At 65.9% G+C, this 26,512-nt stretch carries 14 protein-coding genes; 8 read left to right on the top strand and 6 right to left on the bottom strand.

Annotation, left to right across the window (positions count from 1 at the left end; translation table 11 throughout):
• Window positions 1-34: 34 nt before the first annotated feature.
• Genes AC1RMG_RS12545 through AC1RMG_RS12525 form a run of 5 tightly spaced genes read right to left on the bottom strand, consistent with a single transcriptional unit; the run spans window position 35 to window position 6,318 of the window.
• Window positions 35-832, bottom strand: coding sequence for an enoyl-CoA hydratase/isomerase family protein (locus AC1RMG_RS12545; RefSeq protein ID WP_125063824.1), 798 nt, complete (start codon window positions 830-832; stop codon window positions 35-37).
• Window positions 829-1,986 (bottom strand): citronellyl-CoA dehydrogenase, encoded by a 1,158-nt coding sequence (gene atuD / locus AC1RMG_RS12540; protein ID WP_077934576.1) that lies wholly within the window; start codon window positions 1,984-1,986, stop codon window positions 829-831. Before atuD ends, AC1RMG_RS12545 begins: the two co-directional genes overlap by 4 nt.
• Window positions 1,987-2,027: 41 nt before the next feature.
• Window positions 2,028-3,644, bottom strand: coding sequence for a geranyl-CoA carboxylase subunit beta (gene atuC, locus AC1RMG_RS12535; protein WP_072450595.1), 1,617 nt, complete (start codon window positions 3,642-3,644; stop codon window positions 2,028-2,030).
• Window positions 3,645-3,647: 3 nt separating this feature from the next.
• Entirely contained in the window at window positions 3,648-4,517 is an 870-nt protein-coding gene (locus AC1RMG_RS12530; protein WP_019095082.1) for an SDR family oxidoreductase, read from the bottom strand.
• A gap of 10 nt (window positions 4,518-4,527) precedes the next feature.
• A complete protein-coding gene (locus tag AC1RMG_RS12525) occupies window positions 4,528-6,318 on the bottom strand; it encodes an acyclic terpene utilization AtuA family protein (RefSeq protein ID WP_015636494.1) in 1,791 nt (596 codons plus the stop codon).
• A 186-nt stretch (window positions 6,319-6,504) separates the two neighbouring features.
• On the opposite strand from AC1RMG_RS12525, the gene AC1RMG_RS12520 reads away from it, so the two are divergent.
• The 3 genes from AC1RMG_RS12520 to AC1RMG_RS12510 all read left to right on the top strand — a co-directional run bounded on the left by AC1RMG_RS12520 (window position 6,505) and on the right by AC1RMG_RS12510 (window position 8,469).
• Window positions 6,505-7,128: a TetR/AcrR family transcriptional regulator gene (locus tag AC1RMG_RS12520; RefSeq protein WP_015636493.1), complete on the top strand. Its 624-nt coding sequence runs from the start codon at window positions 6,505-6,507 to the stop codon at window positions 7,126-7,128.
• A gap of 96 nt (window positions 7,129-7,224) precedes the next feature.
• Window positions 7,225-8,019 carry a substrate-binding periplasmic protein gene (locus tag AC1RMG_RS12515; RefSeq protein ID WP_019095084.1) on the top strand — a complete coding sequence of 265 codons (795 nt, stop codon included), beginning with the start codon at window positions 7,225-7,227 and terminating at the stop codon, window positions 8,017-8,019.
• A 90-nt stretch (window positions 8,020-8,109) separates the two neighbouring features.
• Window positions 8,110-8,469 carry a hypothetical protein gene (locus tag AC1RMG_RS12510; protein WP_041774396.1) on the top strand — a complete coding sequence of 120 codons (360 nt, stop codon included), beginning with the start codon at window positions 8,110-8,112 and terminating at the stop codon, window positions 8,467-8,469.
• Window positions 8,470-8,502: 33 nt separating this feature from the next.
• On the opposite strand, the gene AC1RMG_RS12505 is transcribed toward AC1RMG_RS12510, so the two are convergent.
• Complete coding sequence (locus tag AC1RMG_RS12505; protein WP_011062465.1) at window positions 8,503-9,051, bottom strand: RNA polymerase factor sigma-70; 549 nt, start codon at window positions 9,049-9,051, stop codon at window positions 8,503-8,505.
• Window positions 9,052-9,424: 373 nt separating this feature from the next.
• Here AC1RMG_RS12505 and AC1RMG_RS12500 point away from each other — a divergent pair, with 373 nt between their 5' ends.
• The 5 genes from AC1RMG_RS12500 (at window position 9,425) to AC1RMG_RS12480 (ending at window position 26,449) form a co-directional block, all read left to right on the top strand.
• Complete coding sequence (locus AC1RMG_RS12500) at window positions 9,425-22,441, top strand: non-ribosomal peptide synthetase (protein WP_493169348.1); 13,017 nt, start codon at window positions 9,425-9,427, stop codon at window positions 22,439-22,441.
• Between the two features lie 227 nt (window positions 22,442-22,668).
• Window positions 22,669-23,706 carry a hypothetical protein gene (locus tag AC1RMG_RS12495; RefSeq protein ID WP_493169346.1) on the top strand — a complete coding sequence of 346 codons (1,038 nt, stop codon included), beginning with the start codon at window positions 22,669-22,671 and terminating at the stop codon, window positions 23,704-23,706.
• Between the two features lie 119 nt (window positions 23,707-23,825).
• Entirely contained in the window at window positions 23,826-24,875 is a 1,050-nt protein-coding gene (locus tag AC1RMG_RS12490; RefSeq protein ID WP_053153012.1) for a hypothetical protein, read from the top strand.
• Between the two features lie 111 nt (window positions 24,876-24,986).
• Entirely contained in the window at window positions 24,987-25,493 is a 507-nt protein-coding gene (locus AC1RMG_RS12485; RefSeq protein WP_041752437.1) for a sigma-70 family RNA polymerase sigma factor, read from the top strand.
• Complete coding sequence (locus AC1RMG_RS12480; RefSeq protein WP_015636488.1) at window positions 25,490-26,449, top strand: FecR family protein; 960 nt, start codon at window positions 25,490-25,492, stop codon at window positions 26,447-26,449. Before AC1RMG_RS12485 ends, AC1RMG_RS12480 begins: the two co-directional genes overlap by 4 nt.
• The last annotated feature ends 63 nt before the right edge of the window (window positions 26,450-26,512 follow it).

Below are 26,512 nucleotides of genomic sequence, written 5' to 3'. Positions count from 1 at the left end.
GGGCGTTCGCCGGCAAGCCGGCTCCTACAAGGGCTCAGTTGGCCCAGGCCGGTTTGCGTTTCTGCACGAAGGCCAGGGTGCCCTCGACCCCTTCCTCACCCAGGACTGCATTGGCGAAGTCGTTGGCGGCCTGGTCCAGCAATGGCCCCTGCGGTTGGTCGACACTCGCCAGGAGCAAGGCCTTGGTCGCCGCGTTGGCCCCCGGGGCGCAGCGCAGCACCAGGGAAAGCTGCTGCTCCAGGCGTTCCTGCAGGGCCTTGGCATCGTTCTCGACAAAGTGCACCAGGCCCAGGCCCAGGGCTTGGGCGCCATCGAAACGGGCGGCGGTCAGGGCCAGGCGCCGGGCCTGGGCCAGGCCGATGCGCTGCACCACGAACGGGGCAATTTGCGCGGGCAGCAGGCCCAGGCTGGTTTCCGGCATGCCGAACTGGGCCGAGTGCTCGGCGATGGCGATGTCGCTGACACAGGCCAGGCCGAAACCGCCCCCCAGCACCGCGCCCTGCAGCACACACACCAGCACCTGGGGCAGGTGCTGCGCTTCTTCCAGCAGGGCGCCGAAGGCCCGGTTCAGTTCACGGTAGGCGGCGCTGCCATGGGCACGGGCGCCGGCCATGTCCTTGAGGTCGCCACCGGCACAGAAGTGCTCGCCGGTGCCGCGCAGCACCAGGGCACGGATGCTGCGCCGGTCACGGACCGCGGCCATCACCGTGCGCAGTTCGGCGACCATCTGCAGGCTCATGGCATTGCGGTTTTGCGGGCGATTGAGGCTGATGAACAGTACGCCGTTGCGCGGCTCCAGCAGCAGGGTCTGGCAGGCAGGGAGCGGGTTCATTTCTTTTTCCCCGGCAGGATGCCCATGAGCTTGCAGATGATCCCCAGCATGATCTCGTCGGCACCGCCGCCGATGGACACCAGGCGCACATCGCGATAGGCCCGGGCCACCGGGTTGTCCCACATGAAGCCCATGCCGCCCCAGTATTGCAGGCAACTGTCGCTGACCTCGCGGCCCAGGCGCCCGGCCTTGAGCTTGGCCATGGAAGCCAGCCGGGTCACGTCCTGGCCGCGTACATACTGCTCGGTGGCCTGGTAGACCAGGGCCCGCAGGCACTCGATCTCGGTGGACAGCTCGGCCAGGCGGAAGTGGATCACCTGGTTGTCGATCAGCGGGCTGCCGAAGGTCTTGCGCTCCTTGCAGTACTCGATGGTGCTGTCCACGCAGTACTCCAGGCCCTTGATCATGTTCGCCGCGCCGAACAGCCGTTCCTCCTGGAACTGCAGCATCTGCATCATGAAACCGGCGCCTTCGTGGCCGATGCGGTTGCGCTGAGGCACCCGCACATTGTCGAAGAACACCTGGGCGGTTTCCGAGCTGCGCATGCCGAGCTTGTCCAGATGCGAGCTGAGGCTGATGCCCGGGGTGTTCATCGGCACCATGATCAGCGACTTGTTGACGTGGGGCTTGTCGTCCGAAGTGTTGGCCAGCAGGCAGATGAAGTCGGCGCTGGGGGAGTTGGTGATCCACATCTTGCTGCCGTTGATCACGTAGTCGTCGCCGTCCTTGCGGGCGTGGGTCTTGAGCCCGGCCACATCGGAACCGGCGCCGACTTCGGAGACGCCGATGCAGCCGACCTGCTCGCCCGTGATGGCCGGCCGCAGAAACTCGTCGCGCAGTTCATCGGAGCCGAAGCGCGCCAGGGCCGGGGTGCACATGTCGGTCTGCACGCCGATGGACATGGGAATGCCACCGCAATGGATGGTGCCGAATTCCTCGGCGGCGACGATGGAGTAGCTGTAGTCCAGACCCATGCCGCCGAATTTTTCCGGCTTGGAGATGCCCAGCAGCCCCAGTTCACCGGCCTTGCGGAAAATATCGTGGATGGGAAAGCGCCCGGCCTTTTCCCATTCCTCGACGTGGGGGTTGATCTCGCGGTCTACAAATTGGCGCACTGTGCGCCGCAGTTCTTCGTGTTCCTGGGTGAAGATCATTGTTGTTCTCCTCAAGTGGGGTCAGACCGCGAAATGTCCTATCAAAACCGCGCCACGCCAAAGCTGTTGGGCGCCAGCTCGCGCACCTGCGCCTCATGGCAGATGTCCAGCAGGTAGCCCAGCAGAGTGCGGGTATCGCGCGGGTCGATCAGCCCGTCGTCCCACAGGTTGGCGCTGCCGTAGAGCGCCGTGGACTGGCTGTCGAGCTTCTGCGCGGTGACCTGTTCCAGCATGTCGAGCATCTTCGGGTCGGCTTCCTGGCCGTTCTTCGCATGCTTGGCCTCGGTGACGATGCGCAGCACCTTGCCGGCCTGGGCGCCGCCCATCACCGCGGTGCGGCTGTTGGGCCAGGCGAAGATGAAGCGCGGGTCCAGGCCACGGCCGCACATCGCATAGTTGCCGGCGCCGTAGGAGCCACCGACCACGATGGTCAGCTTCGGCACTCGGGCATTGGCCACCGCCTGGATCATCTTCGCCCCGTGCTTGATCACCCCCTGCTGCTCGGATTCGGTGCCCACCATGAAGCCGGTGGTGTTGTGGAAGAACAGCAGCGGGGTCTGGCTCTGGTCACAGAGCTGGATGAATTGCGCGGCCTTGCTCGCGCCCTGGGGCGTGATCGGGCCGTTGTTGCCGATAAAGCCGCAGGGCCGGCCCTGGATCTGCAAGTGGCCGCAGAGGGTCTGGGCATCGAACTCGCCCTTGAACTCCAGGAACTGCGAGCCGTCTGCCAGGCGGGCGATGATTTCCCGGGCGTCGTAGGGCTTCTTCGGATCGTCGGGAATCAGCCCGAGCAACTCGTCGATGGGGTACAGCGGCTCGTTCCAGGTCCTGGCGGGCTGCACTGGCAGTCGGGCGTTCCACGGCAACAGGCTGACGATCTCGCGGACGATGCGGATGCCGTCGGCGTCGTTTTCCGCCAGGTATTCGGCGGTGCCGGCCACCTGGGCGTGCATCTCGGCGCCCCCCAGTTCTTCATCGGTGGCCACTTCACCGGTGGCGGCCTTGAGCAGCGGCGGGCCGGCGAGAAACAGCTTGGCCTCGCCACGCACCACCACCACGTAGTCCGAGAGCCCGGGCTGGTAGGCGCCGCCGGCGGTGGCCGAGCCGTGGACCACAGTGATCTGTGGCAGGCCCATGGCCGACATCCGCGCCTGATTGGCGAAGCTGCGTGCACCTTCGACGAAGATTTCCGCGGCGTAGTTGAGGTTGGCGCCACCGCTTTGCGCCAGGGTCACCACTGGCAGTTTGTTCTCCATGGCGATCTGTTGCAGGCGCAGGGATTTCTTCAGACCGCTGGGGGAGATGGTCCCGCCCTTGATCGCGCAGTTGTTGGCCACCACCAGCATGCGCACGCCGCACACATAGCCGATGCCGGCAATCAGGCCGCCGCCGGCCTGGGTACCGTCCTTGTCGTCGTGCAGCTTGTAGCCGGCCAGGCTGGCCAGCTCGAGAAACGGCGCGCCCGGGTCCAGCAGCAGGTTGAGGCGTTCGCGGGGCAGCAGTTGGCCGCGCCGGTCGAACTTGGCCTTGGCTTCGGCGGCCTTGGCCAGCAGGTTCTGTTGCAGTTCCTGCAACTGTTGCAGGCCCGCCAGCATGGCTGCGCGGTTTTGTGCGAACTGCGGGCCGTGGGGGTCGAGTTGGGACTGGATCACCGGCATGGCTTATTCCTCGCCCTTGAGTACGTCGGGCAGGTAGGCGCGATGGAAGCCGTTGTAGGACTCGCTGTTGCGTGCCTTGCCCAGGGGCCAGGCACGGCTGCCCAGGCTGGCGGCGCCGTCGATGCGCAGGGTGCTGCCGCTGATGAAGGCCGCGCCGGGGCTGAGCAAGAAAACGATGGCGGCGCTGACTTCCGATTCGCTGCCGATGCGCTTGAGCGGCACGTGTTCACGCAGGGTGGGGATCACTGCCTTGAACGCGCCTTCATAGGTGTCCATGCCGCTGGAAGCGATCCAGCCCGGCGCCACCGCGTTGACCCGCACCCCGGCGTGCCCCCATTCATAGGCGGCGGTCTTGGTGAAATTGTCCATTCCCGAGCGCGCCGCACCGGAGTGGCCCATGCCGGGCATGCCGCCCCACATGTCGGCGAGCATGTTGACGATGCTGCCGCCGTGGCGGCTCATGGACTGGTTGAACACTTCCCGGGCCATGAGGAAGCCGCCCACCAGATTGGTGCGCAGCACGGTTTCGAAACCCTTCTGGTTGATCGAGGCCAGGGGCGCCGGGTACTGGCCGCCGGCATTGTTCACCAGGCCATGGATCGGACCAAAGCGCTCCATCAGCCGGGCCACCAGGGCCTTGACCGCTTCCTCGTCGCGGATGTCGCAGGCCTGCCAGTCGGCCTTGCCGCCGTCCTCGGCAATTTCGCCGGCGACCTTCTGCAGTTTTTCCGCCTTGCGCCCCACCAGCAGCACCTGGGCCCCCAGGGCCGCCAGTTCGTGGGCAGTGCAGCGGCCGATACCGCTGCCGCCGCCGGTGACGATGATGGTCTGGCCGGCGAACAATTGCGCTTTGAAAATCGAGTCGTACACCACGGCAGCTCCTTTAATTGACGGCGTCGGCGATGCTCTGCGGCACCGGGATCTGGATTTCCAGCAACTGCTGGGCAAAGGCCTTGCCTTGCGGGTCGATGCGCAGGCTGGCGACGCCGCCGCCGCCCAGGGCGTTCTCCAGCAGGAAGTTGAGGCTATGGGTGCCCGGCAGGTACCAGCGCTGGACCCGGCCATGCACCGGGTCCAGCACATGGCCCATCCAGTCCACCAGCACCTCGGGAGTCAGGGCTTCGGCGATCCACGGCAGGTAGTCGGGGTGGCGCGCCATGACCCCGATATTGCTGTGGTTGCCCTTGTCGCCGGAGCGTGCCACCGCCAGCTTCACCAGCGCCACGCTGGCATCGGCGCGGCCGCGGGGGGCGGGCAGGGAATGGGGGGCGGGCAGGGCTGCCGGGTCCAGGCGGTCGGTGTGCGGCAGGGCGCAAGGGTGACGCTGGCCGGCAAGGTCGATCTCCAGCCGGCAGGCGTCCTTGTCCAGCAGGAAGGAGAACAGGCGGATCACCGGGTACACCGTCGGCCGGCCACCGACGATGCCGGTGAGCCCTGGGGCCATGCCGGTGGCGGCCTGGGCGATTTCCCGGGAGAACAGCACCAGCGCCGCCTTGTTCGGGTGGCGCACTGCCAGCTTGATCACCACCTCGCGGCTGTCCTGGCGCTGGCCGTGGGGGCCGTAGGTGGCCTCGCTGCCCAGCAGTTCGATGTTCACTTCGCTGTAGGGCCCCCAGCCGCGCTGGGCGAACATCTCGCTGGTCTTGTCGATGATCGCCTGGCTGACCCGGTGCGCCTTGGCGACCGCGTCGATCCCGGCCATCAGGCAACTGGCGGTGCAGCGGAAGCCGTCCGGGTAGGTGGCGCTGACCTTGTACTGGTGGCTGGGGGGCAGGCCCCTGGCACCCTGTACATGAACCCTTTCCGGGCCCTGTTGCCGCAGTTCCACCTGAGAGAAATCGCACACCACATCCGGAAGCAGATAAGCCCTGGGGTTGCCAATTTCGTACAGCAGTTGTTCGCCCACCGTCAGCGGGCTCACCAGCCCTCCGGTACCGGGTGCCTTGCCGACCACAAACTGGCCGTCAGCGCCGACCTCGACGATGGGGAAGCCGATATGTTCGTAGTCCGGCACCTGGCGCCAGTCGGTGAAATTGCCGCCGGTGCACTGCGCGCCACATTCGATGATGTGCCCGGCCAGGGCGGCCTGGGCCAGGCGGTCGTAATCCTGCCAGGACCAGTTGAACTCGTGGACCAGGGCGGCGCTGACCACCGCGCTGTCGACGCCGCGGCCGGTGATCACGATATCCGCCCCCAGGCGCAGCGCTTCGACGATGCCGGGGGCACCGAGGTAGGCATTGGTGGAGACGCACATTGGCGGCAGGGGCGCGCCACTGAACATCTCCACAATGGCGGCGTCGCTCAACTGCTTGAACTGCGGTTGCAGGTCGTCCCCCAGCAGCACGGCGATCTTCAGCGCCACCCCGGCCTGTTCGCAGGCGGCCTGCAAGGCACTGGCACAGGCCTGCGGGTTGACCCCGCCGGCGTTGCTGATGACCCGGATGCCCTGTTCGCGGATCGAGCCCAGCAAGGGTTTGAGCACCTCGACGAAATCCGTGGCGTAGCCCGCCGTCGGGTCCTTCATGCGCGCCCCGGCCATGATCGACAGGGTGATCTCTGCCAGATAGTCGAACACCAGGTAGTCCAGGCGGCCGCCTTGCACCAACTGCGCTGCGGCGCTGCTGGTGTCGCCCCAGAAGGCACTGGCGCAGCCGATTCTTACGGTCTTGGTCATGACAGGGCTCTCGAATGAAGAACTGCGAGGAGGCTACCAAGCAAGCGCTTGGTTTGTAAATACGTTGGCCTATTCTTCTGGCCAAGCGCTTGCTTGGTAACCGGCAGAGGCTTAAATTGCGCGCGCCGCGCCCGGATTTGCCGGGTTACGCTGAGCTATTGATGACGTGAAGGTAGGAGAACACCGGTGGACGAGCAAAAAGCCCTGCAGGTAGTACGCGAGCTGATCGCCAGTGGCCAGGTGACCGACCCCGAGAGCGCCCGGGGCAAGCTGCTGCAAACCGCAGCGCACCTGTTTCGCAACAAGGGTTACGAGCGCACCACCGTGCGTGACCTGGCCAGCGCGGTGGGCATCCAGTCGGGCAGCATCTTTCATCACTTCAAGAGCAAGGACGACATCCTGCGGGCGGTGATGCAGGAAACCATCCACTACAACACCGCCTTGATGCGCGCTGAACTGGCCGAGGCCGGCAGCGTGCGCGAACGGGTGCTGGCGCTGATCCGCTGTGAACTGCAGTCGATCATGGGCGGCAGCGGTGAAGCCATGGCAGTGCTGGTGTACGAGTGGCGCTCACTGTCCCCGGAAGGCCAGGCAGCCGTCCTGGCGCTGCGCGATATCTACGAACAGATCTGGCTGCAGGTGCTGGGGGAGGCCAAGGAGGCGGGGTTCATCAAGGGCGATGTGTTCATTACCCGGCGCTTTCTCACCGGCGCCCTGTCCTGGACCACCACCTGGTTTCGCGCCGAGGGCAGCATGACTCTGGAACAGCTGGCCCAGGAGGCCCTGCTGCTGGTGCTCAAGGATCATTGAGCGGCTGGCTAATTGTGCGTGGCAACGTTGTCGAAGTGGCTGAAAACGCCTAGCTTTAGCTCATTCATTTTCATTTCCTTGAGGTGTGTTGCCTTGATGTCCTTGCCGCTGCGGTCAGCCTTGCGAATGCTCTTGCTGGCGCTGGCAACACTTTGGGTCTGTCCGGCCTCCTCGGCGCAGCTGGTGCGGGTCGCGGCGGCGCATTTCCCGCCTTATACCGTCCGTCCAGAAACCGGTGCCGACACCGGTTTGCTGCCGCAACTGGTGGAAGCCCTCAACCAGTCCCAGAGCGACTATCAGTTCGTCCTGGTGCCCACCTCGATTCCCCGGCGTTTTCGCGATTTCGAGCAGGGCCGGGTGGACCTGGCGATCTTCGAGAACCCGGCCTGGGGCTGGCAGAACATTGCCCACACCAGTGTCGACATGGGCCTGGAAGACGCGGAAATTTTCGTCGCCCAGCGTCAGGGCGGGCGCCAGCAGGACTATTTCGCCAACCTGAAGGGCAAGCGCCTGGCCCTGTTCAGCGGTTATCACTACGCCTTCGCCCAGTTCAACGCCGACCCCAAGTTCCTGGCCGACACCTACAACGCCACCCTGACCTATTCCCACGACAGCAACCTGCTGATGGTCCTGCGGGGCAGGGCGGACATCGCCCTGGTGACCCGCTCCTACCTCAGCGACTTCCTGGCGCGCAATGCCGAAAGCACGGAGCAGTTGCTGGTTTCCGAACGCATCGATCAGGTCTACCACCATTACGCCCTGATCCGGCCCAAGGCGCCGATCACGGCCGAAGACTTTTCCGGGCTCCTGCAAAAACTGCGGGACAACGGCCAGATGCACAAGATCTTCGATCCCTATCGCATTGTGGTGATGAGCGTGCCCCACGCCTGACATCACGCAGCGACCGGCCCGCGACGGGCTAAATTTCCGGCGGCGGCCCACGTCACTTGGTTGAATGCCCAACCGACGGTGAGCGCTGCCATGTCCCCTGTTGATCCGCTGAATGTTGCAGCCCTGCCCACTAGCCAGCTCACGGGAATCGATGAGGTCATCGCCCGCCAAAGGCTGTTCGAGTCTCTGCGGGGCCGGGGGCAGGCGCCCGTGCCGGTGGATGCCCAGGCAGCCGAGGCGGCGCGCCAGGATCGGCTGGCTTTCTGGCTGTCGGCCCAGGTACATGCCCTGTATCTGGACCCGCCAGGTGCGCAGCGGCCGGCGCCAGGCGCCCACGCGCCGCCCTGTGCTGCGCATGACCGTTGTCGGTTCTGCCAGCAGGAGTTCGATCTGTTGCATAAACGTGCAGCGTTACTGGTGCTTGGCCGCAGTGGCCTGCTTGAGGTGTAGGCACCCTTCAAGCCGGGTCATGCAGGGCGCCAGTCAGCGACGGGCGAAGGTATCGGGGCGGTTGCCCGAGACTTTGCGGCAATGCACCAGGGCATCGCGAATCATGAAGTTGACCAGGGTCGGCGATACCCCCAGCTCCTTGGCGATGTCCTTTTGCGGGACGCCATGCAGGCGGTACATCTCGAAGGCGTAGCGCGTACGGCTGGGCAGCTCGGTCAGGGCTTCGGCGATGTTTTCCAGGGTGGAAAAGTTCATGTGGGAGGTTTCAGGTGAAGCGCCATGAATAACCACATTCAAGCCTTCCTCTTCAGTACCCGAGTACTTCTGTTCCAGCGCCTGCTTGCGGTAGTGGTCGATGGCCAGGTTGCGCACGATCTGGAACAGGTAACTGAGCTGGGCCTTGAACGAGGAGGTGATCTGCGGCGCCGACTGCAGGCGGAAAAACGCATCTTGAACCACGTCTTCAGCCCGGGATCGGCAGCCGGTAATGCGGGCTGCAATCTTCACCAGGATCAGACGGTTGTCGACAAAAGCCTGGAGTAACGGTGAATCGCACCTGCTTGTGGATACTTGTTCCGTCATGGAAATCACCTTGTTGCAAAGAGGTTAGTGGGACGTCAGAAAAATCTGACCCGTCCTACACATCGAGCGACAAATTAGGCTGAATGATAATGATTGTCAATTGAGAAAAAGAACTAATGCTCTCTGTCAGTGCAGATTGCGAACGGCTGCTCGTCAGTGGGCTGGATCAGGCCTTGAAGGGCAGGATGCGGACTAATTATTTCAAGACGTCATCCGTTCTCATTGGAGAAAGATTCCGGGTAGCAGACCCGGTCACGGCGCCCTCCGGATGCCCACGACTTTCTTATAACTATTTGATTTATAGATAGTTATTAAAGTTATGGGAGAGCAGGGCCCGCTCTCCATTGCAAGCACAATCCTGGCAGGAAACCCCATGACGGACGCGTTCGAACTCCCCAGCACCCTGGCCCAAGCCCTTCAACGCCGGGCAGTCCTGGCACCTGATCAAGTGGCGTTGCGCTTTCTCGCCGAAGAGCAGGATCAGAGCGTGGTCCTCAGTTACCGGGACCTGGACCTTCGTGCGCGCACCATTGCTGCGGCTCTGCAAGCCAACGCCGAATTCGGCGATCGCGCGGTATTGCTGTTTCCCAGCGGCCCGGACTACGTCGCGGCGTTCTTCGGTTGCCTGTACGCCGGGGTGATCGCGGTGCCGGCCTATCCGCCGGAGTCCACCCGTCGTCATCACCAGGAGCGCCTGATTTCCATCATGGCCGACGCCGAGCCACGGTTGCTGCTGACCAGCGCCGGGCTGCGGGATTCACTGTTGCAGATGGACGAACTCAAGGCCGCGGGCGCGCCGCAACTGCTGTGTGTGGACACCCTGCAAGCCGGGCTGGCCGAAGATTGGCAGGCCGTGGCGCTGCAGGGCGACGACATCGCCTTCCTGCAATACACCTCGGGCTCCACCGCGCTACCCAAGGGCGTGCAGGTCAGCCATGGCAACCTGGTGGCCAACGAACTGCTGATCCGTCGCGGCTTCGGTATCGACCTCAACCCGGACGACGTGATCGTCAGCTGGCTGCCGCTGTACCACGACATGGGCTTGATTGGCGGCCTGCTGCAACCGATTTTCAGCGGCGTGCCCTGTGTGCTGATGTCACCGGCCTACTTCCTGGCGCGGCCCGTACGCTGGCTGGAAGCGATCAGCGAATACGGCGGCACCATCAGCGGCGGCCCGGATTTCGCCTACCGCCTGTGCAGCGAACGGGTCAGCGAGTCGGCCCTGGAGCGCCTCGACCTCAGCGGCTGGCGCGTGGCCTATTCGGGGTCCGAGCCGATCCGCCTGGACACCCTGGAGCGTTTCGCCGAGAAGTTCAGCGCCTGCGGTTTCAGCCATGAAAACTTCCTCGCCTCCTACGGCCTGGCCGAAGCCACCCTGTTCGTGGCCGGTGGCGTGCGCGGCCAGGGCATTCCGGCCCTGCACCTGGACGACCAGGCCCTGGCGCAGAACCGCGCCGAGCCGGGGCAGGGCAGCGCGATGATGAGCTGCGGCTTCAGCCAGCCGGAACACGCCGTGCTGGTGATGGATCCGCAGCAACTGGGCGAATTGCCTGACAACCGTATTGGCGAAGTCTGGGCCGCCGGGCCGAGCATTGCCCATGGCTACTGGCGCAATCCTGAAGCCACCGCCAAGACCTTCGTCCAGCATGCCGGTCGTACCTGGTTGCGCACCGGTGACCTGGGCTTTATCCGCGATGGCGAGCTGTTCATCACCGGGCGCCTGAAGGACCTGCTGATCGTGCGCGGGCACAACCTCTACCCCCAGGACATCGAAAAGACCATCGAGCGCGAGGTGGAAGTGGTGCGCAAGGGCCGGGTGGCGGCGTTTGCGGTCACCGAGCAGGGCCAGGAAGGCATCGGCATCGCCGCGGAAATCAGCCGCAGCGTGCAGAAGATCCTGCCCCCCGAGGCGCTGATCAAGGCCATCCGCCAGGCGGTGGCCGAAGCCTGCCAGGAAGCGCCGAGCGTGGTGGTGCTGCTCAACCCCGGGGCCCTGCCGAAAACCTCCAGTGGCAAGTTGCAGCGTTCCGCCTGCCGCACCCGGTTGGCCGATGGCAGCCTGGATTACTACGCGCTGTTCCCGCAGGCCGGCAGCGAACCCGCCCACGTCGGCGAAGGTTCTGGCGATGAGCTGCAAAACCTGATCGGGCGGATCTGGCAGGAGCAACTGCAATGCGCTTCAGTGGCCGCCGACGATCACTTTTTCCTCCTGGGGGGCAACTCGATTGCCGCTACCCAGGTGATCGCCCGCCTGCGTGAAGAGCTGGGGCTGGAACTGGGCTTGCGCCTGCTGTTCGAGGCTCCGACCCTGGGTGCCTTCAGCGCTGCCGTGGCGCGCCAGCAGCAGGACGGCGGCGTGGCCCAGGGCAGTATCAACGCCCTGTCGCGCCAGCAGCCGCTGCCCCAATCCCTGGCGCAGAACCGCCTGTGGATCACCTGGCAACTGGACCCGCAGAGCAGCGCCTACAACATTCCCGGCGGCCTGCGCTTGCGCGGCGAGCTGGACGAAGAGGCCCTGCGCGCCAGCTTCCAGCAACTGATCCAGCGCCACGAAGCGCTGCGCACGCGCTTCTTCGAGCGTGACGGCCAGGCCCTGCAACAGGTGGATGCCGCCGGCGAATTCAACCTGCAGGTGATCGATATCAGCGACCTGCCACCGGCCGAGCGTGAAGCCCGGGCGCGGCAGATCCGCGAAGACGAGGCCCGGACCCAGTTCGATCTGGAGAAGGGGCCGCTGTACTGGGCGACCCTGGTGCGCCTGGATGACGAAGAACACCAACTGCTGCTGACCCTGCACCACATCATCGCCGACGGCTGGTCGCTGAATGTGCTGATCGACGAGTTCTCGCGGCTCTATGCCGCCGCGGCCCAGGGCCAGAGCCTGGAGCTGGCGCCCCTGGCCCTGCAATACGCCGACTACGGCAGTTGGCAGCGCCAGTGGCTGGCCCAGGGCGAAGGCCAGCGCCAGCTGGACTACTGGAAACAGCAGTTGGCGGACGAAGCCCCGGTGTTGAGCCTCGCCACCGACCACCCGCGTTCGGCCCAGGTCCGCCACAGCGCCGCGCGCCATGACCTGCGCCTGAGCGCGAGCCTCAGTGAAGCCGTGCGCCAGACCGCCCAGGCTCGGCAGGCCACGCCGTTCATGCTGTTGCTGGCGGCGTTCCAGACCCTGCTGCACCGCTACAGCGGGCAGAGCGATATCCGCATCGGTGTGCCCAACGCCAACCGCCCGCGCCTGGAAACCCAGGGCCTGCTGGGCTTTTTCATCAACACCCAGGTATTGCGCGGGCAGTTGGATTCGCGCCAGTCCTTCGCCGACCTGCTGCAGCAGACCCGCCGCACCGCCCTGGAGGCCCAGGCCCACCAGGACCTGCCTTTCGAACAATTGCTCGAAGCCTTCCCCGAAGCCCGCGAGCAGGGCCTGTTCCAGGTCATGTTCAACCACCAGCAGCGCGACCTCAGTGCCTTGCGCCGCCTGCCGGGGCTGCTGGCCGAAGAGCTGCCGTGGCACAGCCGCGAGGCCAAGTTCGACCTGCAACTGCACAGCGAAGAGGACCGCAACGGCCGCCTGAGCCTGGCCTTCGACTACGCCGACGAGCTGTTCGACGCGGCCAGCATCGAGCGTCTGGCCGGGCATTTCATCAGCCTGCTGGAGCATGCCTGTCTGCAACCGGACTGCGCCCTGGGCGACTTGCCGTTGCTCGGCAACGCCGAAGCGGCGCAACTGCAGCAATGGAGCGTGGCCCCCTGCGCGCCGGCCGAGCAGTGGCTGCCGGAGCGCCTGCACGAACAACTGCGCCAGAGCCCGGAACGCACCGCGCTGGTCTGGGACGGCGGGCAACTGGGCTTTGCCGAACTGCACGCCCAGGCCAACCGCCTGGCCCATTACCTGCGGGACAAGGGCGTCGGCCCGGACGTGTGCGTGGCCATCGCCGCCGAGCGTTCGCCGCAACTGCTGATCGGCCTTCTGGCAATCATCAAGGCCGGCGGCGCCTACGTACCCCTGGACCCGGACTACCCTGCCGAACGCCTGGCCTACATGCTCGAAGACAGCGGCGTGGGCCTGCTGCTGACCCAGACCCATCTGCTGGGCCGGATGCCCGAAGCCCCGGGTGTCAGCGCCATCGCCATGGACAGCCTCAAGCTCGACAGCTGGCCGAGCCACGCGCCGGGCCTGCACCTGCACGGCGAACACCTGGCCTATGTGATCTACACCTCCGGTTCCACCGGCCAGCCCAAGGGCGTCGGCAACACCCATCGCGCGCTGATGGAGCGCCTGCAATGGATGCAGGACAGCTACCAGCTGCAAGCCGACGATGTGCTGATGCAGAAGGCTCCCATCAGCTTCGACGTGTCGGTGTGGGAGTGCTTCTGGCCGTTGATCACCGGCTGCCGCCTGCTGATCGCCGCCCCCGGCGAGCACCGCGATCCCCATCGCATCGCCCAGCTGGTGCAGGAGTACGGCGTCACCACGCTGCACTTCGTGCCGCCGCTGTTGCAGTTGTTCGTCGATGAGCCGCTGAGCGCCGAATGCCACAGCCTGCGCCGGGTGTTCTCCGGTGGCGAAGCCCTGCCGGCCGAGCTGCGCAATCGCCTGTTGCAGCAGTTGCCCAATGCGCAACTGCACAACCGCTATGGCCCGACCGAAACCGCGATCAACGTCACCCATTGGCAGTGTTCAGTCGATGACGGCGAGCGTTCGCCCATTGGCCGGCCCCTGGGCAACGTGGTGTGCCGGGTGCTGGACGCGGACCTCAATCCGTTGCCGGCAGGAGTTCCGGGTGAGCTGTGCATCAGCGGCCAGGGCCTGGCCCGGGGTTACCTGGGACGCCCGGCGCTGACCGCCGAACGCTTTGTGGTCGACCCCCTGAGTGAGGAGGGCGCGCGCCTGTACCGCACCGGTGACCGCGTACGCTGGTGCGCCGACGGCGTGCTGGAATACCTCGGTCGCCTCGACCAGCAGGTCAAGCTGCGGGGCTTTCGGGTCGAGCCGCAGGAAATCGAAGCGCGGCTGCTGGCCCAGGACGGCGTGGCCCAGGCCGCTGTGCTGGTGCGCGACACCCTGGCCGGCCCGCAGTTGATCGGCTACTACACGCCCAATGCGCACGATGAAGATGAACAGCAGCAAAGCGCCCGGCTGAAAACTGCCCTGGCCGCCGAGCTGCCGGAATACATGGTGCCGGCGCAACTGCTGCGGCTGGACGCCATGCCCCTGAGCCCCAGTGGCAAGCTCGACCGCCGGGCCCTGCCGGAGCCGCAATGGCAGGTGCGCGAGCACGTCGAACCGAGCACCGAACTGGAACAGCAGATCGCGGCTATATGGCGCGAAGTGCTGGGCCAGCCACGCATCGGCCTCAAGGACGATTTCTTCGCCCTGGGCGGGCATTCGCTGCTGGCCACCCAGATCATTTCCCGCACCCGCCAGGCCTGCGACGTCGAGCTGCCACTGCGGGCGCTGTTCGAAGCCAGCGAGCTGGGGGACTTTGCCGAGCAGGTGCTGCTGATCCAGGAGTCCGGCGCGCGCAACCAGCAGCCGCCGATTGCCCGGGTCGACCGCAGCCAGCCGGTGCCGCTGTCCTATTCCCAGCAGCGCATGTGGTTTCTCTGGCAGATGGAGCCCGACAGCCCGGCCTACAACGTCGGTGGCATGGCGCGGCTGTCTGGCGTGCTCGACGTGGGCCGCTTCGAGGCCGCGCTGCAAGCGCTGATCCTGCGTCACGAAACCCTGCGCACCACCTTCCCCAGCGTCAATGGCGTGGCCCATCAGCAGGTGCATGCCGACACCGGCCTGCGCATGGCCTGGAAGGACTTCTCGGCCCTGGCCCCGGATGCCCGGCAACAACGCCTGCAACAACTGGCGGACAGCGAAGCGCACCAGCCCTTCGACCTGGAGACCGGCCCCTTGCTGCGCGCCTGCCTGGTCAAGGCCGGCGAGCATGAGCACTACTTCGTCCTGACCCTGCACCACATCGTCACCGAAGGCTGGGCCATGGACATCTTCGCCCGCGAGCTGGGCGCGCTGTACGAAGCCTTCCTCGACGACCGCGAATCGCCCCTGGAACCCTTGCCGGTGCAGTACCTGGACTACAGCGTGTGGCAGCGCCAGTGGTTGGAATCCGGCGAGCGCCAGCGCCAGCTGGACTACTGGACCGGGCAACTGGGCCGCGAACACCCCTTGCTGGAACTGCCCAGCGACCGGCCACGGCCCGCGGTGCAAAGCCACCAGGGCGAGCTGTACCGCTTCGACTTGAGCGACGAGCTGGCGGCCCGGGTGCGGGCCTTCAATGCCGAGCACGGCCTGACCCTGTTCATGACCATGACCGCCGCGTTGTCGCTGCTGCTGTACCGCTACAGCGGCCAGAGCGACTTGCGCATCGGTGCGCCGGTGGCCAACCGCATCCGCCCGGAAAGCGAAGGGCTGATCGGCGCCTTCCTCAATACCCAGGTGCTGCGTTGCCAGCTCGACGGGCAGATGAGCGTCGGTCAGTTGCTGGAGCAGGTACGCCACACCGTGATCGAGGGCCAGTCGCACCAGGACCTGCCGTTCGATCATCTGGTGGAAGCCTTGCAACCGCCGCGCAGCACCGCCTACAACCCGCTGTTCCAGGTGATGTGCAACGTCCAGCGCTGGGAATTCCAGCAAAGCCGGCAACTGGCGGGCATGACCGTGGAATACCTGGTCAACGATGCCCGGGCCACCAAGTTCGACCTCAATCTGGAAGTCACCGACCTGGACCAGCGCCTGGGCTGCTGCCTGACCTACAGCACCGACCTGTTCGACGAGCCGCGCATTGCGCGCATGGCCGGCCACTGGCGCAATCTGCTGCAGGCCCTGATCGACGACCCGCAACGGCGTCTGTGCGAATTGCCACTGCTGCAGGCCGATGAACAGCAGCACCTGCTGGACAGTTTGAGCGTCGAGCCCGGCGAGCAACGTCTGGACCAGTGCATCCACCACCTGTTCAGCGAACAGGCCCTGGCCCGCAAGGACGCCCCGGCCCTGACCTTCGCCGGGCAGACCCTGAGCTACAGCGAGCTGGACAGCCGCGCCAACCGCCTGGCCTGGATGCTTCGTGAGCGTGGCGTGGGCCCGCAGGTGCGAGTCGGCCTGGCCCTGGAGCGTTCCCTGGAAATGGTCGTCGGCCTGCTGGCGATTCTCAAGGCCGGCGGCGCCTACGTGCCCCTGGACCCGGAATACCCCCTGGACCGCCTGCACTACATGATCGAAGACAGCGGCATCGGCCTGCTGCTCAGCGATGCGCGGATGTTCGCCGCCCTGGGCGAGCTGCCGGCCGGAGTCGGCCGCTGGTGCCTGGAAGAGGACGGTGCGCTGCTGGCCGACTACCCGGCCAGCGAGTTGCCCTTCATCAGCCTGCCCCAGCATCAGGCGTACCTGATCTACACCTCCGGTTCCACCGGCCAGCCCAAGGGCGTGGTGGTGTCCCACGGGGAAATCGCCATGCACTGCCAGGCGGTGATCCGCCGCTTCGGCATGCGCCCGGACGACTGCGAGCTGCACTTCTATTCCATCAACTTCGACGCCGCCACCGAGCGCTTGCTGGTGCCGCTGCTCAGCGGCGCCCAGGTGGTACTGCGGGCCCAGGGCCAGTGGGACGCCGAAGAGATCTGCCAACTGATCCGTCAGCACCGCATCAGCATCCTCGGTTTCACCCCCAGCTACGGCAGCCAGTTGGCCCAGCATCTGGCGACCCAGCAGCAGACCCTGCCGGTGCGCATGTGCATCACCGGCGGCGAGGCCCTGACCGGCGAACACCTGCAGCGCATCCGTGCGGCCTTCCAGCCGAACCTGTTCTTCAACGCCTACGGCCCCACCGAAACCGTGGTCATGCCCCTGGCCAGCCTGGCGCCGCAGCAGTTGGCCGAAGGCGTGGCCAGCGTGCCCATCGGCAGCATCGTCGGGGCCCGGGTGGCCTATATCCTCGATGCCGATCTGGCGCTGGTGCCCCAAGGGGCGACCGGTGAGCTGTATGTCGGCGGCGCCGGTCTGGCCCAGGGTTATCACCGTCGTCCGGGGATGAGTGCCGAGCGTTTTGTCGCCGATCCGTTCGCCACCGATGGCGGGCGCCTGTACCGCACCGGGGACCTGGTGCGCCAGTGCGCCGACGGCCAGGTGGAATACATCGGCCGGGTGGACCATCAGGTGAAGATCCGCGGCTTCCGCATCGAGCTGGGGGAAATCGAAACCCGCCTGCTGGATCATCCGGCCGTGCGTGAAGCGGTGGTGCTGGCCTTGGATACCCCGGCCGGCAAGCAGCTGGCTGGTTACCTGGTGACCGAGGTGGCCGAGCACAACGAGGTGCAGCAGGCCAACCTGCGTGAAGCCCTCAAGCAGCAGCTGAAAACCCAGCTGCCGGACTACATGGTGCCGACCCACCTGATCCTCCTGGCCAGCATGCCGTTGACCGCCAACGGCAAGCTCGACCGCCGGGCCCTGCCATTGCCGGATCCGGAGCTCAACCGCCAGCAGTACGTGGCGCCGAGCAACGCGCTGGAACAGACCCTGGCCAGGGTCTGGGGCGAAGTGCTGAACGTGCAGCAAGTGGGCCTCAATGACAACTTCTTCGAACTGGGGGGCGACTCGATCCTGTCGATCCAGGTGGTCAGCCGCGCCCGCCAGCTGGGGATCCACTTCACCCCGCGGGATCTGTTCCAGCACCAGACGGTGCAAACCCTGGCGCGGGTCGCCAGCCACACTCAGCGCGTCAGCGCCGAGCAGGGCCAGCTCAGTGGCGAAGCGCCGCTGACGCCGATCCAGCACTGGTTCTTCGACAGCCGCATTCCCCAGCCGCAGCACTGGAACCAGGCGCTGCTGCTGGAGCCGCTGGGTGTCCTTGATGCCCAGTTGCTGGAGCAAGCCCTGCTGGCGCTAGTGGAGCAGCACGACGCCCTGCGCCTGCGCTTCAACCAGGCGGGCGGGCAGTGGCGCGCCGAGTACCTGCCGTTGTCCGATGCTCCCTTGTTGTGGCAGGTGCGGGTGCCGTCCATGGCCACCTGCGAGGCACTGTTCGCCGATGCCCAGCGCAGCCTCGACCTGGAACACGGGCCGCTGCTGCGGGCGGTGCTGGTGGACGGCCCTGAAGGCGAGCAACGCCTGTTGCTGGCCATCCACCACCTGGTGGTGGACGGTGTGTCCTGGCGCGTGTTGCTGGAAGATTTGCAAAACGCCTATCGTCAGTTGCAAGCCGGAAAGGCCCTGAACCTGCCGGCCAAGACCAGTGCCCTGCGGGACTGGTCGAGCCGCCTGCTGGCCTATGCCGGCAGCGAATCCCTGCGTGAAGAACTCGGCTGGTGGCAGCAGCAACTGGCCGGCCCGGCCGCGCAACTGCCAGGCTTGAATGCCGCTGGCAGCCAGCAGCATCAGCAGGCCCGCAGCCACAGCGTGACCCTGGATGCCGAGCGCACCCGGCAACTGCTGCAACAGGCGCCGGCGGCCTACCGTACCCAGGTCAACGACCTGCTGCTGACCGCCCTGGCCCGGGTGCTGTGCCGCTGGAGCGGGCAGCCTTCGGCCCTGGTGCAACTGGAAGGCCACGGCCGCGAGGCGCTGTTCGACGAGATCGACCTGACCCGCACCGTCGGCTGGTTCACCAGCGCCTATCCACTGCGCCTGACCCCGTTGCAGGTGGAAGAAGCGGCCGGGCAGGGGGCCTCGATCAAGGCCATCAAGGAACAACTGCGGGCCGTGCCGCACAAGGGCCTGGGTTACGGCGTGCTGCGCTACCTGGCGGATGAAAGCTGCCGCGAGGCCCTGGCGGCGTTGCCGCTGGCGCCGGTGACCTTCAACTACCTGGGGCAGTTCGACCAGAGCTTCGGCGCCGACGCACTGCTGCGTCCGCTGGATGAATCCGTGGGCCCGGCCCATGCACCGGAAGCACCGTTGCCCAACGAACTGAGCATCGACAGCCAGGTGTATGGCGGCGAGCTGGTGCTGCGCTGGACCTACAGCAGCGAACGTTTCGACGCCGAGCTGATCGGCGAGCTGGCGGACGCCTACCTGGGCGAGCTGCACAGCCTGATCGCCCATTGCCTGAAGGACGATGCCGGTGGCCTGACGCCGTCGGACTTCCCCCTGGCGCGCCTGACCCAGGCCCAGCTCGATGGCCTGCCGGTACCGGCTGTGCAGATCGAGGATGTCTACCCGCTGACCCCGATGCAGGAGGGCATGCTGTTGCACACCCTGCTGGAGCCGGGCACCGGCCTGTATTACATGCAGGACCGCTACCGCATCAACAGCGAACTGGACCCGGAGCGTTTCGCCCAGGCCTGGCAGGCGGTGGTGGCGCGCCACGAAGCCTTGCGCGCGTCTTTTTGCTGGAACGTCGGCGAAGACATGCTGCAAGTTATCCACAAGCCGGGCCGCACCCCGATCGAGTTCCTCGACTGGAGCGCGGTGCCCGAGGCCGAGCAAGAAGCCAAGCTGCAAGCCTTGCATAAGCAGGAGCGCGAGGCCGGTTTCGATCTGCTCAACCAGGCGCCGTTCCACCTGCGGCTGATCCGCGTCGGTGCGGCCCGTTACTGGTTCATGATGAGCAACCACCACATCCTCATCGATGCCTGGTGCCGCTCGCTGCTGATGAACGACTTCTTCGAAATCTATACCGCCCTGGGCGAAGGCCGCGAGGCGCAGCTGGCGGTACCGCCGCGTTACCGCGACTACATCGGCTGGCTGCAGCACCAGAGCCTGTCCGAGGCGCGGCAGTGGTGGCGACAGAACCTTGAAGGTTTTGAACGCACCACGCCGATCCCCAGCGACCGGCCGTTCCTGCGCGAACACGCCGGTGACAGCGGCGGCATGACAGTCGGCGACTGTTACACCCGCCTGGATGCCCGGGATGGTGCGCAACTGCGGGAACTGGCGCAGCAGCACCAGCTCACCGTCAACACCTTCGCCCAGGCGGCCTGGGCCCTGGTGCTGCGGCGCATGAGCGGCGATCGCGATGTATTGTTCGGGGTCACCGTGGCCGGGCGCCCGGTGGAAATGCCGGAGATGCAACGCACCGTCGGCCTGTTCATCAACAGCATCGCCCTGCGGGTCAAGCTGCCCCAGGACGGTGAGCGCTGCAGCGTGCGCCAGTGGCTCAGCGGCTTGCTCGACAGCAACATGCAGCTGCGCGAATACGAGTACCTGCCGCTGGTGGCGATCCAGGAAACCAGCGAACTGCCCAAGGGCCAGCCGCTGTTCGACAGCCTGTTCGTGTTCGAGAACGCGCCGGTGGAAGTCTCGGTGCTGGACCGTGCCCAGAGCCTGAACGCCAGTTCGGATTCCGGCCGTACCCACACCAACTTCCCGATCACCGCGGTGTGCTACCCGGGGGACGACCTGGGCCTGCACCTGTCCTACGACCAGCGCTACTTCGAGCAGGCGACCATCGAGCGCATGCTCGGCGAGTTCAAGCGCCTGCTGCTGGCCCTGATGCAGGGCTTTCATGGCGACATGGCCGAACTGCCGCTGCTGGGTGAAGAGGAGCAGGACTTCCTGCTGGCCGGCTGCAACCAGAGCGAGCATGAGTACCCGCTGGAGCGCAGCTACGTGGAACTGTTCGAGGCCCAGGTGGCGGCCCATCCGCAACGCATTGCCGCCAGCTGCCTGGACCAGCGTTACAGCTATGCCGAGTTGAACCGCTGCAGCAACCGCCTGGGCCACGCCCTGGTTGCCAACGGCGTAGGCTTTGATCAGCCGGTGGCCCTGCTGGCCGAGCGCGGCCTGGAACTCTTGGGCATGATCATCGGCAGCTTCAAGGCCGGGGCCGGCTACCTGCCCCTGGACCCGGGCCTGCCGGGCCAGCGCCTGGGCCGTATCATCGAGCTCAGCCGCACGCCGATCCTGGTGTGCAGCGCGGCCTGCCGCGAACAGGCCCAGGCCCTGCTGGACGAGTTCGGCTGTGCCGGGCGTCCGCGGCTGCTGGTCTGGGAAGAGCTGCAAGCCGCCGGGCATGCCGAGCACAACCCGGGCCGCTACAGCGCGCCGGACAACCTGGCCTACGTGATCTACACCTCCGGTTCCACCGGCCTGCCCAAGGGCGTGATGGTGGAGCAGCGCGGCATGCTCAACAACCAGTTGAGCAAGGTGCCGTACCTGCAACTGAGTGAGGCCGACGTGATCGCCCAGACCGCGTCCCAGAGCTTCGACATTTCGGTCTGGCAGTTCCTTGCCGCACCGCTGTTCGGCGCTCGGGTGGACATCGTGCCCAACACCATCGCCCACGATCCCCAGGGCCTGTTGGCTCACGTCCAGGAGCAGGGCATCACGGTGCTGGAGAGCGTGCCGTCGCTGATCCAGGGCATGCTCGCCCAGGACGCCATCGCCCTGGATGGCCTGCGCTGGATGCTACCCACCGGCGAGGCCATGCCACCGGAGTTGGCGCACCAATGGCTGCTGCGTTATCCACAGGTCGGCCTGGTGAACGCCTACGGTCCGGCGGAATGCTCCGATGACGTGGCCTTCTTCCGTGTGGACATGGCTTCGACCCGGGGCGCCTACCTGCCCATCGGCACGCCCACCGACAACAACCAGTTGTACCTGATGGACGAAGCCCTGGAGCTGGTGCCCCTGGGAGCGGTGGGTGAATTGTGCGTGGCTGGCACCGGTGTTGGCCGTGGCTATGTCAGCGACCCGTTGCGTACCGCGCTGGCCTTCGTGCCCCATCCGTTCGGTGCTGCGGGCGAACGCCTGTACCGCACCGGCGACCTGGCACGCCGGCGCAGCGACGGCGTACTGGAATACGTTGGCCGGATCGACCATCAGGTGAAGATCCGTGGCTATCGCATCGAACTGGGGGAAATCGAAGCGCGCCTGCACGAACAGCCGGAACTGCGCGATGCCGCCGTGGGCGTGCAGGAGGGCGTCAACGGCAAGCACCTGGTTGGGTACCTGGTGGCCAGTGACACGAACCTGAGCCCGAGCGAGTGCCTGGAGCGGATCAAGCCGCGGCTGCGCGCCGAACTGCCGGAATACATGGTGCCGCTGCATTGGCTGTGGCTTGCGCGCCTGCCCCTCAACGCCAACGGCAAGCTCGATCGCAAGGCCCTGCCGGCCCTGGAGATCGGCCAGCTGCAGAGCCAGGACTACCTGGCCCCGGGCAATGAACTGGAGCAAACCCTGGCGGACATCTGGGCCGAGGTGCTCAAGGTCGAACGGGTGGGCGTGCGCGACAACTTCTTCGAGTTGGGCGGGCATTCCCTGCTGGCGACCCAGATCGCTTCACGGGTACAGAAGACCCTGCAACGCAACGTGCCGCTGCGGGCCATGTTCGAATGCAGCACGGTGCAGGAGTTGGCCGCGTACATCGACGGTTTGGCCGGGAGTGAGATCAGCGAGGAGAAGGTCGACCGGCTGAGTGATCTGATGGCCGAGCTGGAGGGGCTGTGATCGACGGATGAGCGGTGGGGCGTTGTTCGCGCAGCAGGAGGACCGACATCTGGCGTAGGAGCCGGCTTGCCGGCGAAGAGGCCCGCAAGCCTTGCATCGTCCTGGCCGACGCCTTTGCTGGCAAGCCAGCTCCTACGGGCGAAGAGGCCCGCAGGTCCTCTGCTATGATCGCGCCCGGCCCAGGTCCAAGCACCTGCGCCGGGCGTTTTCATTCAAGGACCGGAACCATGGCAGAACAGCTTTACTGGCGCGATATCGAAGATTCCCTGGGCAACTGGAGTGGCCTCGGTGTCGAGGTCGAACCGGGCTCCACGGACAGACCGCCGTTGTACCTGCGCACCGGCGCCAATGCCCGGATCAAGCTGATGCACCACGACACGCCGTTGTTCTGGGCCACCCTGGCCTGGGACCACGGCGGCGTCTGGCTGGTACGCAACCCGCTGGCGGACGGCGCCGAATGCCGGCTGCTGGCACCCATCGACTCACCCACCGTGGAGCAGCACGCCGCCCTGGCGCCCGAGCTGCGGATCAAGGCCTGGAGCCGCTATTTCGTCAGCCGTCTCAGTGAAAGCGCCCGGCACTTCCTCACCCCCGGTTTCTGGCTGGCCCAGGGCCTGCTGCCGGAGCCCTCCAGCACCGCGAGCGGCCTGGACCACTGGCGCTTCACCTCGGTGATCGACCCTTTGACCCATGTGCCCAACTGGCACCTGTACGGCGAGGATTTTCTCGACAACCTGCAACCCCAGCCCCTGGAGTGGATCGACTGGTGGCACGGCGGCGGCAAGCTTATCGGCCTGCACCGGGTCGACCCCGAGGCTGGGCGTCTGAAGTGGTGGCGCAAAAAGGCTCGCGAAGGCAGCCTGCCGCCGGTGCTGCTGTGGTATGTCGGCGGGCTGGCGTCCTATGTGGTGATCGACGGCCATTACCGTCTGCAGGCGGCCCTGGCGGAAAATCTTGCGCCGGCGTTCATCGTCCTCAGCGCCACCCGCGTGCGCGACTTCGCGCCAAGCCCCGAGCATCAGCAACGGGTCATGGACTCGTTGCGCAAGCGCGGCGATGCGGTGCCGCGCAACCAGGCCCTGAGCACCGACAACCTCAACCGGGTGCTGATCCAGGCCTTCGATGACCGGCCGCAGTACCGCAGCGCTACCCCGGCCTGGGCCGGCAATGAGCCGGAGTCGCAGTGGTGCGACGAGGTGCGTCAGTGCCTGGGCGGGCAAGGGTTGGCAGACGAAGTAGACGCGGTCATTGGCCGCCATGGGTAAGGCGCTGGCCGCCTTCGCTGGCAAGCCAGCTCCTACAGGCGAATGCGCCCTCCAGCCCTCTGCTATAGTCGCGCCTGCCCGCCGCAGGGCCGGTCATTGATCAAGGATTAGGGACAATCGTGGAACAGATTTTCTGGCGTGATATCGAGGATTTGGCCGGCCACTGGAACGGCCTCGGCGTGGACGTCAAACGCCCGGCCAGTGGCAAGCCCAACCTGTGCCTGCTCAGTGGCAACAACAGCCGTATGCAGTTGGTGCTCGGCGACCAGACCCTGCTCTGGGGCACCATGTCCCGCTGCCTGTATGGCGTATGGCTGGTGCGTAATCACCTGCCGGAGCAACTGCCGCAAACCCTGGTGGGCCCCATCGACTCGCCTCAGGTGGAACAACAGGCGCGCCTCGATCCGGCACTGCGCCTCAAGGCCTGGAGCCGCTTCTTCGTCGAGCAACTGATGCAGCACCAGCCGGACTTCTTTTACCCCGGCTACTGGCTGGTGCGGGCCCTGCGCCCGGCATCGCAGAAACCGATGCGACCGCTGCTCAGCGGCACCGAAGCCTGGTACTTCAAGGGCGGTGAAGATGCCCTGAGCCATATGCCGCAGTGGGCGATCTATGGTCGCAACATCCTCGACAACCAACAGGCCGGTACGGCGCGCTGGGTCGGGTTGGGGGAGTACGGTGGCGCAGTAGTCGGCCTGCATGCCGTGGACCCGCATTCCGGGCGCTTGAAGTGGTGGCGCAAAAAAGCCCGCGAAGGCAGCTTGCCGCCGATCCTGCTGTGGTATGTCACCGGTCTGAGCTGCTATCTGATTCTCGATGGCCATTACCGCCTGCAGGCGGCCATCGATGAAAACCTGCCGCCGGAGTTTCTGGTGCTCAGCTCGCCGCGGCTCTACCGCTATCGCCCCAACCCGCAAGAGCAGCAGAAGGTGCTGGGGGCGCTGCAAGTGCAAATCCAGCGCAAAAAACTGGACACCGGGCGCTTCAACCAGTTGCTGATCAGCACGTTCGACGACCGGCCGTATCACGGCTTCGGCAGCCAGTCCTGGGCGGGGATTGCCTCGGAGCAGGCGTGGATCGACCAGGTCAGCGGCATCCTCAAGGAACGCGGCGACCTGAGCGACCTGGAGGAAATCCTCGAACGCGAAGCGCCGGAAGAGTACCGCTGATCGCCACCCCCGGATTTGCCGCGGCGCTGGGGGATTTGCAACGACGAACGTTGATTTTCATGACCGGCAAACTGGATAATGATAACAATTACCATTAGCGTGCCGGTCTCGATGCACAGTCCCGTAGACACCAAAGCCATAGTTGCCAACCTCTATAGCGAGAATTACCGCTGGTTGCGTGCCTGGCTGTATCGCCGATTGCAGTGCCCGCAGGATGCCGCGGATCTGACTCAGGACACCTTCGTGCGCACGCTGACCGCCGGCCAACTGGCCGATCTCAACGAACCGCGGGCCTTTCTCGCCACGGTGGCCAGGCGCTTGTTGAGCAACCTGTTCCGGCGCCGTGCCTTGGAGCAGCAGTACCTGCTGGAACTGGCGCGGATGCCGCAGGCCTTCAGCCCCTCCGAAGAGGAGCTGGCGCTGGTGCGCGAAGCGCTGGAACTGATCGACCGGCTGCTCGAAGGTCTACCGCAACGGGTGCGCCATGCTTTTATCCTGCATCGCCTTGAAGGCCTGGCGCAGCCGCAGATCGCCGAGCGCCTGGGAGTTTCTCTGGCGACCGTCGAGCGCGACCTGCGGCGAGCCTTCCTGCATTGCCTCAGCGAGCGCGCCGCATGAGCCGTACCGCCAGCGACCAGGCCAATCGCGCCGCCGTGGACTGGTTGCTGAAGCTGGAATCCAGCAGCCAGGGAGATGCCGTGCAGCAAGCCTTTGCCCACTGGCTGGCGCAGAGCGGCGAACACGCCGCTGCCTGGCAGCGGGTCAACGCCGTGCTCAGCCAGCCCTTGCAGCAACTGCAGAGCAGCGAGCAACTGCAGGCGGCCAGCCGGGCCTTGCGATCGCTGCCTTCGCCAGCGCGGCGCAAAGTGCTGGGCGGCGGGCTGGCGTTGCTGGTGCTGGGAGGCGGTGCTGCCGGGCTGGTTAACCGCGTGTTGCCCTTGGGTCAGGTGCTGGCCGACCTGGATACTGCCACCGGCCAGCGTCAGTCCATGATCCTGGCCGATGGCAGTCGGCTCCACCTGAACGCCCGCAGCGCCGTGGATATCCGCTTCGATGCCGGGCAGCGGCGCATCGTCCTGCGTGAAGGCACGGTGCAGGTCGACGTCGCCGCCGACCCGGCGCGGCCGTTTATCGTCGAAAGCCGCGAGGGGCGGGTGCAGGCCCTGGGCACCCGTTTCATGGTCAGCCGCAACGATCTCGGCAGTCTGGTTTCCGTGCAGCAACACAGCGTGCTGCTGACCACCGCCCAGGGGCGCCAGCAGCGGGTCGAGGCCGGTGAAGCCTTTGCTTTCGGCGCTCAAGGCATCGAGCGTCAGGCACCGTCGTTGCGTACCCGGGTGGACTGGCTCGACGGCCGCATCGATGTGCGCAACGAGCCCCTGGGCGAATTGATCGAGCTGCTGCGGCCCTACCGCAGCGGCCTGTTGCGCATCAGCCCGGAAGCGGCGCGGGTCCGGGTCTATGGGGTGTTCCCCTTGGATGACAGCGATCAGGTGCTGCGCTCCCTCGGCGAAACCCTGCCGATCCAGGTGACTCGCTATGGCTTCTGGCTGACCCGTATCGAGCTGCGCTGATTGTTAAAAAAGCCAGGAACAGTGAGGGGGTTCGGTTTTTCCCGTGTCCTGGTTATGGAAAGC

Source organism: Pseudomonas sp. GW822-FHT04H02 (genome assembly GCF_058800645.1).
Note: the sequence above shows the minus strand (reverse complement) of the source record. Positions and strands in the feature narration are given on the sequence as shown.

Excerpts from the sequence above, each read along its gene's own strand:
- AC1RMG_RS12545 (WP_125063824.1), bottom strand. The coding sequence starts at position 832 with ATGAACCCGCTCCCTGCCTGCCAGACCCTGCTGCTGGAGCCGCGCAAC.
- atuD (WP_077934576.1), bottom strand. The coding sequence starts at position 1,986 with ATGATCTTCACCCAGGAACACGAAGAACTGCGGCGCACAGTGCGCCAA.
- atuC (WP_072450595.1), bottom strand. The coding sequence starts at position 3,644 with ATGCCGGTGATCCAGTCCCAACTCGACCCCCACGGCCCGCAGTTCGCA.
- AC1RMG_RS12525 (WP_015636494.1), bottom strand. The coding sequence starts at position 6,318 with ATGACCAAGACCGTAAGAATCGGCTGCGCCAGTGCCTTCTGGGGCGAC.
- AC1RMG_RS12515 (WP_019095084.1), top strand. The coding sequence starts at position 7,225 with ATGTCCTTGCCGCTGCGGTCAGCCTTGCGAATGCTCTTGCTGGCGCTG.
- AC1RMG_RS12510 (WP_041774396.1), top strand. The coding sequence starts at position 8,110 with ATGTCCCCTGTTGATCCGCTGAATGTTGCAGCCCTGCCCACTAGCCAG.
- AC1RMG_RS12505 (WP_011062465.1), bottom strand. The coding sequence starts at position 9,051 with ATGACGGAACAAGTATCCACAAGCAGGTGCGATTCACCGTTACTCCAG.
- AC1RMG_RS12500 (WP_493169348.1), top strand. The coding sequence starts at position 9,425 with ATGACGGACGCGTTCGAACTCCCCAGCACCCTGGCCCAAGCCCTTCAA.
- AC1RMG_RS12495 (WP_493169346.1), top strand. The coding sequence starts at position 22,669 with ATGGCAGAACAGCTTTACTGGCGCGATATCGAAGATTCCCTGGGCAAC.
- AC1RMG_RS12485 (WP_041752437.1), top strand. The coding sequence starts at position 24,987 with ATGCACAGTCCCGTAGACACCAAAGCCATAGTTGCCAACCTCTATAGC.
- AC1RMG_RS12480 (WP_015636488.1), top strand. The coding sequence starts at position 25,490 with ATGAGCCGTACCGCCAGCGACCAGGCCAATCGCGCCGCCGTGGACTGG.